We start from the raw sequence: 13,844 nt of genomic DNA, 5'->3' as shown, positions 1-13,844 counted from the left end.
ATGACCATCGCACGAGGCCGCGGCGATCAGTTCCTGCTGAAGAGCCGCAAAGTTGCCAGAATTCCAGTGAACGCGTTGGACCGCGCGGGCGAGCAGATGTCGTTCTACGCGCGCGCCATCGCATGGACCCCGCGCACCCTGCATCGGTACCGGAAGGAGACGCTTCGGCTGCTCGCCGAAGTGACCTTCGGTAGCGGCGCGCTCGCAGTCATCGGCGGAACGATCGGTGTCATCGCGATGATGTCGGGATTCACCGGTGTCGTCGTCGGTCTGCAGGGCTTCGCCGCTCTGGAGCAGTTGGGTAGCTCGGTCCTGACCGGCTTCCTGTCCGCATACGTCAACACCCGTGAGATCGCTCCGATCGTTGCGGCTCTTGCGCTCTCGGCCACGGTGGGTTGTGGTTTCACCGCTCAACTCGGTGCCATGCGAATCTCCGAAGAGATCGACGCACTGGAGGTCATGGCAGTTCCGTCAGTGCCGTTCCTGGTCACGACCCGCATGATCGCCGGCTTCGTCGCCGTCATCCCGCTGTACATCGTGGGTCTGCTTGCGGCGTACCTCGCGTCGCGAGTGATCAGTACCGTGTTCAACGGGCAGTCGACGGGCTCGTACGACCACTACTTCAATCTGTTCCTGCCACCGCAGGACGTGCTGTATTCGTTTGCGAAAGTCCTGGTCTTCGCCTTCGTGCTGATCCTGATCCACTGCTATTACGGGTTCCATGCCTCGGGTGGTCCCGCAGGCGTCGGCGTGGCCGTCGGCCGCGCTGTTCGCGCCGCAATCGTCACGATCGCCGTTCTCGACTTCTTCCTCAGCCTCGCAATCTGGGGCACCACGACGACAGTGAGGGTGGCCGGATGATCGAGGCTCCGTCAGTCCTGCGCCGCCGTGTGCTCGGACTCGTGTTCTTCGTGGTGTTGGCATTGTTCCTGGCCTTCACCATCGGAACCTTCAACAAGACGTTCAAGGACGTCGTGAAGATCGACCTCGTCACCGACACCGTCGGAAATGCCTTGCCACCCAACGCGGACGTCAAGGTTCGTGGTCTGCTGGTCGGCGAGGTGCGATCCGCGTCGACAAAAGACGGCCAGGTCACCTCTGTCCTCGCGATCGAACCGGACAAGGCTGATCTGATTCCGTCGAACGTGACGGCACGTCTGCTCCCGAAGACGCTTTTCGGTGAGCGCTACGTCTCCCTGATCATTCCGGAGGGAACCACCGCTGCTCCGATTTCCGCGGGAACGGTGATCCAGCAGGACAAGAGCGGAAACGCTGTCGAGGTCGGCGACGTTCTGGACGGACTGCTCCCACTTCTGCAGGCGATTCCGCCGCAGGATCTGGCGAACACTCTCGGTTCTCTCGCGCAGGGTCTGACGGGACGCGGCGCTGAGCTCGGTCTGACGGTCGATCGTCTCGAGGAGATCTTCCGCGGCGTCAACACCGAGCTGCCCGCGGTGCAAGAGGATCTGCGCAAGTTCGCGGACTTCTCCCAGACATACTCGGACGCTGCGCCCGATCTGATCAACGCTCTCGACAATCTGCGGACGACCGGTAACACGGTGGTGCAGAAGCAGGACCAGTTGCGGACTCTGCTGGCGTCGCTCACCGTGACATCGTCGGACACCGCAGCCTTCCTCGAAGCGAACTCGTCCTCGATCATCACGCTCGCTGCGGATTCGAAGGAAGCTCTCCAGCTTCTGGCTCAGTACTCACCGACGTTCGGGTGCACGTTCAAGGGCTTCTCGGACACCGCCCCGGAAGCTGCCAAGATCCTGTCCACCGATGCGCCCAATCCTGGTGTGCGTGCGAGTATTCAGATCGTGAACCCCAAGGGTCGCTACCTGCCCAACCAGGACGAGCCACGGCTAGTCGACAACCGCGGCCCGGTTTGCTACGACAACGTGACCGAGCCAGGTCGTCCGTTCCCGCAGTACCCCGGTGGTTCGTACGGCGACGGTTCCTACCAGGTTCCTTCCCGCAATCCCGGTCCCGCCACCATGGAATTCCTGCCTGCACCCGAGGGCTCAGGACCTCAGTTGTTCTCGACCAACAACAGCGGTCCTGCTCAGCAGGCCGGCTACGCGGGCTCGAAACTCGAAGAGGATACGTTGAAGGTGATCTACGGACAGGCCAACGGTGTTGCGCCGGACGATGTTCCGGCGTGGACCACGATGGTCAGTGCTCCGGCATTTTCCGGTGCGGAGGTGAGCGTCCAATGAGAGGACTCGCAGCTCCACTGACAAAGCTCATCATCTTCGTGGTGGTCACCGTCCTGGCAACAGGATTGCTGGCCGCCAGCATCGCCAACCTCGGCGGCGGCGGAGGCACCAAGTTCAACGCAGTGTTCTCCGACGTCACTTCGCTGAACGAGGGTGACGAGGTGCGCATCGCCGGTGTTCGTGTCGGACAGGTCGAGAAGATCGCGATCGTCAACGACAACCAGGCCGAGGTGCAGTTCTCGGTGTCCGACCGTGATTGGTTGCCTGCCAGTTCCATCGCCACGATCCGGTTCCGCAACCTGGTCGGGCAGCGATACATTTCGCTCTCGCAAGGTGAAGGCAGCCAGGGGCAGAAGATCACCGGCGGCGACACCCTGCCGTTGGCGCAGACTCGCCCGGCAGTAAATCTCACGACGCTGTTCAACGGCTTCAAGCCGCTGTTCACCACCCTGAGCGCTGACGACGTCAACAAGCTGTCCTACCAGATCATCCAGGTCTTCCAGGGGGAGTCCGGCACCATCAGCGAACTCGTCCGCAACACAGCGAGTTTGACCAACACCGTCGCGGACAAGGACGCCGTCATCGGGGCGGTGATCAAGAACCTCAACGACGTTCTCGACACCGTCAATGCGAACGACAAGAACCTCGATTCGCTGATCGTCAATACCCAGCAACTCGTCACCGGGTTGGCCAACGAGCGCGGTGTCGTCGGTTCGGCCGTCACCTCACTCGCCGGGTTGACCGATGCCACGGCAGATCTGCTCGAGCCGACGCGGCCGTCGATTCAGGGCTCGATCACGGCGCTCAACACGCTGGCGACCACACTCAACCGTCGTAGTGACGATGTGAACGCGGTGCTCGAGACCTTGCCGGTCAAGCTCGACAAGCTCGCTCGCGTAGCGAGTTACGGTTCCTGGTTCCAGTTCTACCTGTGCGGAATCGACATCGTTGCCGGTCCAGGACAGTCTGCCTCGCTGAATCTGCCCACCGGCCTGCCGACGGTCAATCAGCCGATTTACACCAACGCGGCCACGCGATGCACTCAAGACGGTATGAGGGAGTTGCAAGGTCGATGAGTAAACGTCGCAGTCCGGCAATGGCCGGAGCCATCGGTATCTTCGTGGTGCTGTTGGCCACTTTGTCCGCGTTCTTCCTCGATTCGCTTCCGTTCGTGGGAGCAGGCTCGTCCTACTCCGCCGAGTTCTCCGAAGCTGCGGGTCTCAAGCCTGGCAACGAGGTTCGTATCGCCGGCGTGAAGGTCGGCAAGGTCACTTCCGTCGACCTCGACGGTGACCGTGTTCTCGTCGACTTCAAGGTCAGTGACGCGTGGGTGGGAGATCAAACCTCTGCGTCCATTCAGATCAAGACGATTCTGGGACAGAAGTACCTCGCACTCGATCCGCGCGGAACCGACAACCTCGATCCCAAGGACCGGATTCCGCTCGAGCGCACCACCTCTCCGTACGACGTCGTTCAGGCCTTCTCGGCAGCGGCGGACACCGTCGGCGACATCGACACCGACCAGTTGGCGAAGAGCATGGAGACGTTGTCCCAGGCATTCTCCGAGACACCTGGCGATGTCCGCGCTTCGCTCGACGGTGTCAGCCGGCTGTCGCAGACGATTGCGAGCCGCGATCAGGACCTGCAGAAGCTCTTCGCCGCCACCGGGAAGACGTCGCAGATTCTTGCGGATCGCAACAAGGAGTTCACCCAGCTGATCCGAGACGGCGGACTTCTGGTGCAGGAGCTCAACAATCGCCAGCAAGCGATTTCGCAGCTGCTCACCGGAACTCAGCGCGTCTCTCAGCAGCTCACCGGTCTCGTTCGCGACAACGAGGCGGCAATCGGGCCGGCGCTGACGCAGCTCAACGGCGTCATCGACATCTTGAAGGCCAACAACGAGAACTTGGACAAGGCACTGAAGCTCTACGAACCCTTCATTCGCTTGTACGCCAACGTGGTCGGCAACGGCCGTTGGTTCGACCAGGTCGTCGTGAACCTCCTTCCGCCGGGTCTGCCGGATATTCCGGGCTACCGTGACCCCGTTCGTACGTTGGGAGGCAACTGATGGCTGATACTGCCGAAGCCGGAAGCGGCTCCAAGAAGCGCTCGGTCGCGATCATCGCCGCTGTTCTGATCGGGTTACTCGTAATCGGTGGCGCGCTGTGGTGGGTGTTCACTCGCGCCGGTACCACCAAGATCACCGCCTACTTCGACAAGTCGGTGGGTATCTACGACGGTTCCGACGTTCGTGTTCTCGGTGTCAAGGTCGGCACCGTCGAATCCGTCGAACCTCAGGGAGATCAGGTCAAGGTCGAGTTGCGCGTCGATCGTGGGATCGACATCCCCGCCGGTGCCAGTGCCGCTCAGATCACGCCTTCGGTGGTTGCCGACCGCTACATCCAGCTGACACCGGTCTTCACCGGCGGCGACAAGATGGCCAGCGGTGCAGTCATTCCTATCGAGAAGACGGCGACGCCCGTCGAGGTCGACCAGTTGTACTCCAGCATCGACGAACTCGCGTCGGCGCTCGGTCCTGAAGGTGCCAACAAGAACGGAGCACTGTCCGATTTCGTAGAGACAGGTGCGGCCAACCTCGAGGGCAACGGTGAAGCGTTGGGAGACAGCATCACCAACCTCTCGGATGCCGCACGGACGCTCAACGATTCGCGTGACAACATCTCGCTCACCATCAAGAACCTGGATACTTTCGTGGGCGCTCTCGCGGCCAACGATCAGCAGGTGCGCCAGTTCAACACTCAGTTGTCGGACCTGACCGGATTCTTGGCAGGTGAGCGCGACGATCTCGGTGCCGCTCTGAACCAGCTCTCGATTGCTCTCGGCGACGTCGCGAAGTTCGTGGCAGACAACCGTGATCAACTGGTCCAGACAACCGAGGGTCTCGTCGAACCGACACAGACATTGGCGAACAACAAGGAAGCCCTGGCCAACACGCTCACCATGCTTCCGTTGGCGATCTCCAACCTGGTCAACTCGTACGACGCCGAATCAGGTGTGCTGGCTTCACGTCTGGCGTTCCCTGATCTTCAGAACCCGGCCGGCGTGCTCTGCAAGTTGATGGACCTCGGCAAGCTGTTGCCCGGTGATCCTCGGTTCGAGGCATTGGGAAGGCAGATGCAACCGGCTATCGACCAGTGCGCAAACGTCGCGGCGATGACCGACGCAGCCAATCAGGCTGCAGGCCTGAACCTTCCCTTCGGCATCCTTGCCGGTTCCGAACGACAGATGCAGGTAGTTCCGGGCACTGTGCCCGGCGTCGTGTCACCGCGACTGACCAGTGGAAACGGGGAGGGCGAGTGAAGCGTTCATTGATAGTCGGCGCCGGACTGTGCGCCGTCCTGATCTCGGCAACAGCCTGCTCGTCCGAGGGAATCTACGCGGTTCCGCTTCCCGGCGGTCCCGATGTGGGTTCCGATCCGATGCACTTGACCATTCAGTTCGACGATGTCTTGGACCTTGTTCCGCAGTCCGCTGTGAAGGTCGACGGTGTTCCGGTCGGTCGAGTCGACGACGTGTCGGTCGGCCCGGACGGATGGACCGCGGACGTCGGAATCATCCTCGACTCGTCGGTTGATCTACCCGCCAACGCAATTGCCGCGGTCGAGCAGACCAACCTGCTCGGCGAGAAGTTCATCCAGTTGTCGGCCCCGCCGTCCGGACCGGACTCTGCGAAGCTGGCCGACGGAGACCTGATTCCGCTCGATCGCACTCGCCACGCCACGGAGATCGAGCAGGTTCTCGGCGCATTGTCGCTGCTGCTCAACGGCGGCGGTGTGGGCCAGTTGCAACCCATCGTCGAAGAACTCGGGGCCGCATTCGACGGTCGCGAGGGCAAGACGAGAAGTCTTCTGGAGCAGGCGAACACACTCATCGGTGGACTCAACGAACAGCGTGACGACATCACCCGCGCGCTCGACGGCCTGGATGTGCTCTCGACCCGCGTCAACGATCAGAACGAGAAGATCGGGAAGATTCTCGAGGAACTCCCCGTTGCGACACAGGTTCTCAACGAGCAGCGCCCGCAGCTGACGCAGATGCTTGCTCAGGTGGATCGACTCGGAACAGTGGGAACCGACGTCCTCACGCAGTCCAAGGACGATCTGATCGCTGATCTTCAGGCTCTGCGTCCAACGCTGCAGGCGCTCGCAGACTCCGGTGACGACTTCGTCGGGGCACTTCCTTTCCTTCCGACGTTCCCGTTCCCGGACGGTGTCGAGAAGATTGCGCAGGGTGGTTCCGTGAACCTCTTCCTGAGCGTCGACTTGCAGATCGGCAACACTCTCTCGGGTCTCGGTGTCGGACAGGGTGAACCGGAATACCGTCAGCCGAAGTTCGGCAATCCCAAGCCGGTGGTAGATCCGTCCAACCCGTACTACAACGGAAACGGACCGCGGCCGGGTTGGCCGACGGTGTCGCTGCTGCCGATCGCTCCGATCCTGCCGCAGATCCCCGTCGTCGCCGGTCTACCCGCCACCACGGCCGGCGACCCGGCAACACCGGCTCCGGCAGCGGACCCACTCAACCCCATCCAGGGAATGCTGGAACAGTTCGGAATCGGTGGTGATGGACAGTGAGATCAGCTCTGGTCAGATGGCAGCTCGTCGGCTTCGTGGTGGTCGCGCTCCTGGGTCTCATCTACGTCGGCGCCAAGTACGTGCGTCTGGACAACCTCATGGGGTTCGGTCAGTACACGGTCAAGACCGAATTGGCCACGTCCGGTGGAATTTTCACCAACGCCGAGGTGACGTATCGCGGTGTGCCGGTCGGGCGAGTGGGCGACATGTCGTTGACCGAGGACGGAATTCAGGTCGACCTGAAGATCGACAACAGTGCTCCGGAGATTCCCGCGTCGGCCCGTGCAGTCGTGGCCAACCGCTCCGCCATCGGTGAGCAGTACGTCGACCTTCAGCCCGATACCGATCAGGGACCGTTCCTCGCGGACGGCTCGGTGATCGCGGTGGGGGACACCACAACTCCGATCCCGATCGAGGATGTGCTGACCAGTGCCAACGGCTTGGTCAAGTCCGTGCCGGTCGACGCGCTCCACACCGTCGCCGTCGAACTCGGTGCCGCATTCAACGGCAAGGGCGAGGACATTCAGGTCCTGGCCGATTCGCTGTCCGGTCTCTCGCAGTCCGGGCTCGACACTCTGCCTCAGACGCTCGCGCTGATTCGGAACAGTGAGACGGTACTGACGACGCAGTCGGATCAGTCCTCCGCGATCAAGCAGTTCAGTACCGATCTCGATGCTGTCACGGCGCAGTTGCGGACCAGCGATCCGGACATCCGTCGCTTGATCGACAACGGCATCCCGGCCAGCGATCAGATCGGTGCCCTCATCAACGAGGCGGGCCCGAGCCTGACGACTGACCTGACCAATCTTGCCGCGACCACCAAGACGCTTGCACCCCGAACGATCGCGCTGCAGCCGTTCCTGATCTTCCTTCCCGGCCTGGCCGCTGCCGCACCGACGGTTGCTCCCGGCGACGGAACGGTCCATCAGGGCTTGGTGCTCGAGACCAATAATCCGCTCTCGTGCACGGTGGGTTACGAAGGCACCATGGCGATCCTGGACGAGATGAAACGTCAGAATCCCAACTTCGACGACACCCAGCAGGATTTCCCGCTCAACACCGCGGCGTCGTGTGAGACGCCGCTGGGCAGCGAGACGGGCGTCCGCAGTGCCAACCGCGTGGTGTACGCCGATCCCGACACGATCCAGCCTTGGGACTTCAAGCCGAAGGTCGATCCGGACAAGTTGAACCTCAACCCGATCGCGACGCAGTTGGCGCCGTTGCTCGGAGTGACACCGAAGTAGACCGATCCGAATGTGGTCGAGTTTGTGCAGTTCAGGCTACTGAGTTGTGGCAGTTGACGATTCGCGGCCAGAGGCTGGGCAAAACAGGTAAGTAGGGTAGTGAGTGTGATTCAGAGAAACAGTTCCCCGCAGTCCGGCGGGCCCGAGCAAGTCGAATCGGGAGCGCCGACAACCGGTAGACCGAAGGGGCTGACAGCGTCTCTGATTGCGGTCGGTGTCTTGCTTCTGGCGGCAGTGGTTGCGCTCGGTGTGTTCGGCGTCCCGTACGTTCGGGCGCTCACCACCGACCGCACCACCGCCGAGATGCGTGACGACGCGCTGATCGGTGCGCAGCAAGTCGCGATCAACCTCAACAACGCGGATTCGGCAAATCTCGACCAGTCGATCGAGAACATGCGTTCTTCGGTGACCGGTGACGAGATGACGACGTATCTGCAGACCGTTCAGGATTCCATCACCGACGAGTTGCGGAACTCGGGTTCGAAGGCTGACACCGAAGTTGTGCAGTCCGCGCTGACCGAGCTCAATACCGATGACCGGACCGCCACGGCACTGGTCGTCGTTCGAGTCACCACGACCCAGGGCAACCAGTTCGTCAAGAATCAGCTCGGCATGCGGCTGGGCATGGTCGAGGTCGACGGGGTCTGGAAGGCGCAGTCCGCTGATCCGATCGGATCGCGGCTCGATCTCGGCTCGGGCACTCTGCCGGCTGCCGACGGCTCCACGCCTGCTCCTGACGCAACGCCCGCACCCGGTTCGGGGACCGAAGCACCTGCATCCGGTGCTCCTGCACCGACAACCGAGGGTGGTGATTCCGGTGGCCAGTAGTTCGTCGAACCTGCACACCGACATCCCTCGAAGGAGAAGCGCGTAATGCCACCCAAACGTCGTACCGGCGGACCGTCCTCCCCTCAGAACCGTCGGCCGAAGATCGCTGGAAGCGCTCGTTCGCTCAACGTCCCCGCGGGGACGTCCGACTCGGACCCGGTCGAGCCCGCGATCGAACAGCCGGAAGAAGAGACACAGGAGGCTGCGAAGCCGGAGGTTGCGAAGCCGAAGGTTGCGAAGCCGACGCTCACGAAGGCCGAGTCCGGAGACATCGAGCCGTCGAAGACGGAAACCGACGCGCCGGAATCCACACCAGGCCCCGATCTGACCAAACCGGCGAAAACCGTCGCAGACGAGCCCAAGGCCCCTGCTACCCCGGAGACGGGCGCGGGGGAGTCGGCGACAACACCTACACAATCCAAGGCCGGTTGGCGCCTGGTCGCGATCCTGGGGGCCGCAGCGGTCATCGTCGCGATCCTCGCCGGCATCGCCTTCTTCAAAGTCGGCGCGAAGACGGACGACATCGCCTGGGTGGACGAAGGCGCCACGGCTGAGGTTCTTCGTGTGACGCCGTCGGCGTTGGCTGCAGTCTTCACGTTCTCTCCCGACACGTTCGACGCCGATTTCGACAAGGGTGTCCAGGGCCTGAACCAGTCGATGCGCGATCAGCTGACCCAGTACAAGGACACGCAGAAGGCCGGCGTCGAACAAACTCAGACGACAACGACCGCTGATGTCCCGCTGATCGGGATCACACGACTCGAGAAGGACCGGGCGCAGTTGCTCGCCCAACTGAACGTCAGCTCGACGCAGAACGGCGTGGCGGCAGACTCTCGCTCCGGAATGGTCATCGTGAGTCTGGAGAAGCAGGACGGAAACTGGCTGATCTCGGAGATTCGCGACCAGTAGCTCGGAGATTCGCGACCAGTAGCACCTGCGTACCAGCGCGAAGATCTGGACCGACGCACGATGTCGGTCCAGATTTTTCGTATGTGACGCCGTTGCTGGCTACACTTCCGGTGGCGGTGTTCGAATGCGCGTCACAAATGTTCGAATGCTGCGACACGCGCTCTCGCCCTTGACGGAGCCGTCTGCAAGGTCCACTCTGATCGGTGAACATGCACGGACGAGTGATCGGCAGTCTCACGTCAGTATCTGAATTCGACCCTCAGTTACACCCGACTCGACATTTCCAGAGTAAGGGTGTACTTTTGGACGTTGCGCTGGCTGCCTCCTGTCCACCCCTCGTCTCAACCGCTGCGAAGTCAAGTACTTCTTGCTTTCTGCGACGGGTTTCGTTCGGGTTGTAACCAGCGAAATTCGAAGCAGATACAGCGGCGGTCGCAACAGCACGGAGCGGCCCGCGTGAGGTGCTGGAAGGACGCATCTTGGCAGTCTCTAGCCAGACCAAGGCAGTTTCCGGAATCCCCGGAGCCCCGAAGAGGGTTTCGTTCGCGAAAGTTCGCGAACCCCTCGAAGTTCCCGGGCTTCTTGACGTACAGACAGATTCGTTCGAGTGGCTGATCGGCGCGCAGAGTTGGCGTGAACGAGCAGCGGCACTCGGCGACAATGCAGTGTCCGGTGGTCTCGAGGACATCCTCGCGGAGCTTTCTCCGATCGAGGATTTCAACGGCACTATGTCGCTGTCCTTCTCCGACCCTCGATTCGACGAGGTCAAGGCCTCGACGGACGAGTGCAAAGACAAGGACATGACCTACGCGGCGCCGTTGTTCGTCACCGCGGAGTTCATCAACAACAACACTGGTGAGATCAAGAGCCAGACGGTCTTCATGGGAGATTTCCCGATGATGACCGACAAGGGCACCTTCATCATCAACGGCACCGAGCGTGTGGTCGTCTCGCAGCTCGTGCGTTCCCCCGGTGTGTACTTCGACATGAGCGTCGACAAGAGCACCGAGAAGGATCTGCACAGCGTCAAGGTGATCCCGGGTCGCGGCGCATGGCTCGAGTTCGACGTCGACAAGCGCGACACCGTTGGTGTCCGTATCGACCGCAAGCGTCGTCAGCCTGTCACCGTCCTGCTCAAGGCACTCGGCTGGACCACCGAGCAGATCACGGAGCGCTTCGGCTTCTCCGAGATCCTCATGGCCACGCTGGAGAAGGACAACACCGCCGGCACCGATGAGGCGTTGCTCGACATCTACCGCAAGCTGCGTCCGGGCGAGCCCCCCACCAAGGAGAGCGCGCAGACCCTGCTGGAGAACCTGTTCTTCAAGGACAAGCGCTACGACCTCGCTCGCGTGGGTCGTTACAAGATCAACAAGAAGCTCGGCCTGAACGCGGGTCAGCCGATCGTTGCATCCACGCTCACCGAAGAAGACATCGTCGCCACCGTCGAGTACCTCGTGCGTCTGCACGCAGGTGACACCTCGATGACGGCTCCTGGCGGCGTCGAGGTTCCCGTCGAGGTCGACGACATCGACCACTTCGGCAACCGTCGTCTGCGTACCGTCGGCGAGCTCATTCAGAACCAGATCCGCGTGGGCCTGTCCCGCATGGAGCGTGTGGTTCGTGAGCGTATGACCACGCAGGACGTCGAGGCAATCACGCCTCAGACGCTGATCAACATCCGTCCCGTCGTCGCTGCGATCAGGGAGTTCTTCGGAACCTCCCAGCTGTCGCAGTTCATGGACCAGAACAACCCGCTGTCGGGGCTGACGCACAAGCGTCGTCTGTCCGCCCTCGGCCCGGGTGGTCTGTCCCGTGAGCGCGCCGGCCTCGAGGTTCGCGACGTTCACCCGTCGCACTACGGCCGCATGTGCCCGATCGAGACCCCGGAAGGCCCGAACATCGGCCTGATCGGTTCGCTGTCGGTCTACGCCCGCGTCAACCCGTTCGGTTTCATCGAGACCCCGTACCGTCGCGTCGTCGACGGACAGGTGACCGACGAGGTCGACTACCTGACCGCTGACGAAGAAGACCGCCACGTAGTCGCGCAGGCCAACTCGGCCATCGACCGCGAGGGTCGCTTCACCGACTCGAAGATTCTCGTCCGCCGTAAGGGTGGCGAGGTCGAGTTCGTCGCGTCCTCCGACATCGACTACATGGACGTTTCGCCGCGTCAGATGGTGTCCGTCGCAACCGCGATGATTCCGTTCCTCGAGCACGACGATGCAAACCGTGCCCTGATGGGCGCGAACATGCAGCGTCAGGCTGTCCCGCTGGTTCGCAGCGAGGCACCTCTCGTCGGAACCGGCATGGAGCTGYGTGCAGCTGTGGATGCCGGCGACGTCATCATCACCGAGAAGACCGGTGTCGTGGAGGAGATCTCCGCGGACTACGTCACGGTGATGGCTGACGACGGAAGCCGCAAGACGTACCGGATGCGCAAGTTCGCGCGTTCCAACCAGGGCACGTGCGCCAACCAGCGTCCGATCGTGGACGAGGGACAGCGTGTCGAGGCCGGCCAGGTTCTGGCCGACGGCCCTTGCACCGAGAACGGTGAGATGGCGCTGGGCAAGAACTTGCTCGTCGCGATCATGCCGTGGGAAGGCCACAACTACGAGGACGCGATCATTCTGTCGCAGCGTCTCGTGGAAGAGGACGTCCTGACCTCGATTCACATCGAGGAGCACGAGATCGATGCCCGCGACACCAAGCTCGGTGCCGAGGAAATCACTCGCGACATCCCGAACGTCTCCGACGAGGTCCTTGCCGACCTCGACGAGCGCGGCATCATCCGTATCGGTGCCGAGGTTCGTGACGGCGACGTGCTGGTCGGAAAGGTCACGCCGAAGGGCGAGACCGAGCTGACCCCCGAAGAGCGCCTCCTTCGCGCCATCTTCGGTGAGAAGGCTCGCGAGGTTCGTGACACGTCCCTCAAGGTTCCTCACGGTGAGACCGGCAAGGTCATCGGAATCCGCGTGTTCTCACGTGACGAAGACGACGATCTGCCTCCCGGTGTCAACGAGTTGGTCCGCGTCTACGTGGCACAGAAGCGCAAGATCCAGGACGGCGACAAGCTCGCCGGCCGCCACGGTAACAAGGGCGTCATCGGCAAGATCCTGCCGCAGGAAGACATGCCGTTCCTCTCGGACGGCACGCCTGTCGACATCATCTTGAACACGCACGGTGTCCCGCGTCGTATGAACATCGGTCAGGTCTTGGAGACCCACCTCGGGTGGATCGGCAAGACCGGCTGGAACATTCAGATCGCGTCCGACGGCACTCGTCCCGACTGGGCTGCGACCCTGCCGGAAGAGATGCTGTCCGCTCCGGCCGACTCGAACATCGCCACCCCGGTGTTCGACGGTGCGAAGGAAGACGAGCTCACCGGTCTCCTCGGCGCGACGCTGCCGAACCGTGACGGCGAGCAGATGGTCGGACCCGACGGAAAGGCCACCTTGTTCGACGGCCGCTCCGGCGAGCCGTTCCCGTACCCGGTCTCGGTCGGTTACATGTACATCATCAAGCTGCACCACTTGGTCGACGACAAGATCCACGCTCGTTCGACCGGTCCGTACTCGATGATCACGCAGCAGCCTCTCGGTGGTAAGGCCCAGTTCGGTGGCCAGCGCTTCGGTGAGATGGAGTGCTGGGCGATGCAGGCCTACGGCGCGGCTTACACGCTGCAGGAACTGCTGACCATCAAGTCGGACGACGTGGTCGGTCGAGTCAAGGTGTACGAAGCCATCGTCAAGGGCGAGAACATCCCCGAACCCGGCATCCCCGAGTCGTTCAAGGTGCTCCTCAAGGAGCTCCAGTCGCTCTGCCTCAACGTGGAGGTGCTGTCCTCGGACGGCGCGGCCATCACGATGGCGGACGGCGACGACGAGGACTTGGAGCGGGCCGCAGCGAACCTGGGCATCAACCTGTCCAGGAACGAAGCTGCGACGGTCGACGACCTCGCGAACTAGGTTTCGGTCCCCGGGTTGCTCTTGAAAGAGCGGCCCGGGGGCGTAGTTCACATTTGAATTGGCAGTCAGGTTGCCGGGTGA

Annotated in this window: 10 protein-coding genes; all 10 read left to right on the top strand. The window is 62.2% G+C overall.

The features are described 5' to 3' along the window. The 10 genes from AC1DWA_RS24335 (at nt 1) to rpoB (ending at nt 13,763) form a co-directional block, all read left to right on the top strand. Entirely contained in the window at nt 1-861 is an 861-nt protein-coding gene (locus AC1DWA_RS24335) for an MlaE family ABC transporter permease (protein ID WP_003941894.1), read from the top strand. Continuing rightward, nucleotides 858-2,219 carry an MCE family protein gene (locus tag AC1DWA_RS24330; RefSeq protein WP_019744311.1) on the top strand — a complete coding sequence of 454 codons (1,362 nt, stop codon included), beginning with the start codon at nt 858-860 and terminating at the stop codon, nt 2,217-2,219. Before AC1DWA_RS24335 ends, AC1DWA_RS24330 begins: the two co-directional genes overlap by 4 nt. Beyond that, nucleotides 2,216-3,295, top strand: a complete 1,080-nt coding sequence (locus AC1DWA_RS24325; RefSeq protein WP_019744310.1) for an MCE family protein — start codon at nt 2,216-2,218, stop codon at nt 3,293-3,295. Before AC1DWA_RS24330 ends, AC1DWA_RS24325 begins: the two co-directional genes overlap by 4 nt. Next, a complete protein-coding gene (locus AC1DWA_RS24320; RefSeq protein WP_003942053.1) occupies nt 3,292-4,287 on the top strand; it encodes an MCE family protein in 996 nt (331 codons plus the stop codon). Before AC1DWA_RS24325 ends, AC1DWA_RS24320 begins: the two co-directional genes overlap by 4 nt. Next, on the top strand, nt 4,287-5,540 hold the full coding sequence (locus AC1DWA_RS24315) for an MCE family protein (protein WP_003941941.1): 1,254 nt from the start codon (nt 4,287-4,289) through the stop codon (nt 5,538-5,540). Before AC1DWA_RS24320 ends, AC1DWA_RS24315 begins: the two co-directional genes overlap by 1 nt. Then, entirely contained in the window at nt 5,537-6,814 is a 1,278-nt protein-coding gene (locus AC1DWA_RS24310) for an MCE family protein (protein ID WP_020906821.1), read from the top strand. Before AC1DWA_RS24315 ends, AC1DWA_RS24310 begins: the two co-directional genes overlap by 4 nt. Beyond that, nucleotides 6,811-8,058 carry an MCE family protein gene (locus AC1DWA_RS24305; RefSeq protein ID WP_019744308.1) on the top strand — a complete coding sequence of 416 codons (1,248 nt, stop codon included), beginning with the start codon at nt 6,811-6,813 and terminating at the stop codon, nt 8,056-8,058. Before AC1DWA_RS24310 ends, AC1DWA_RS24305 begins: the two co-directional genes overlap by 4 nt. A 99-nt stretch (nt 8,059-8,157) precedes the next feature. Beyond that, the gene (locus AC1DWA_RS24300; RefSeq protein WP_019744307.1) at nt 8,158-8,886 is read left to right on the top strand and encodes a hypothetical protein; all 729 of its coding nucleotides are present in this window, start codon (nt 8,158-8,160) and stop codon (nt 8,884-8,886) included. Nucleotides 8,887-8,931: 45 nt separating this feature from the next. Beyond that, on the top strand, nt 8,932-9,795 hold the full coding sequence (locus AC1DWA_RS24295) for a hypothetical protein (RefSeq protein ID WP_477847370.1): 864 nt from the start codon (nt 8,932-8,934) through the stop codon (nt 9,793-9,795). 461 nt (nt 9,796-10,256) lie between these two features. Continuing rightward, complete coding sequence (gene rpoB, locus AC1DWA_RS24290; RefSeq protein ID WP_477917136.1) at nt 10,257-13,763, top strand: DNA-directed RNA polymerase subunit beta; 3,507 nt, start codon at nt 10,257-10,259, stop codon at nt 13,761-13,763. The last annotated feature ends 81 nt before the right edge of the window (nt 13,764-13,844 follow it).

Source organism: Rhodococcus sp. P4_F3_2 (genome assembly GCF_056401335.1).
The sequence above is the reverse complement of the archived record's forward strand: the minus strand, read 5'-3'. Positions and strand labels throughout refer to the sequence as shown.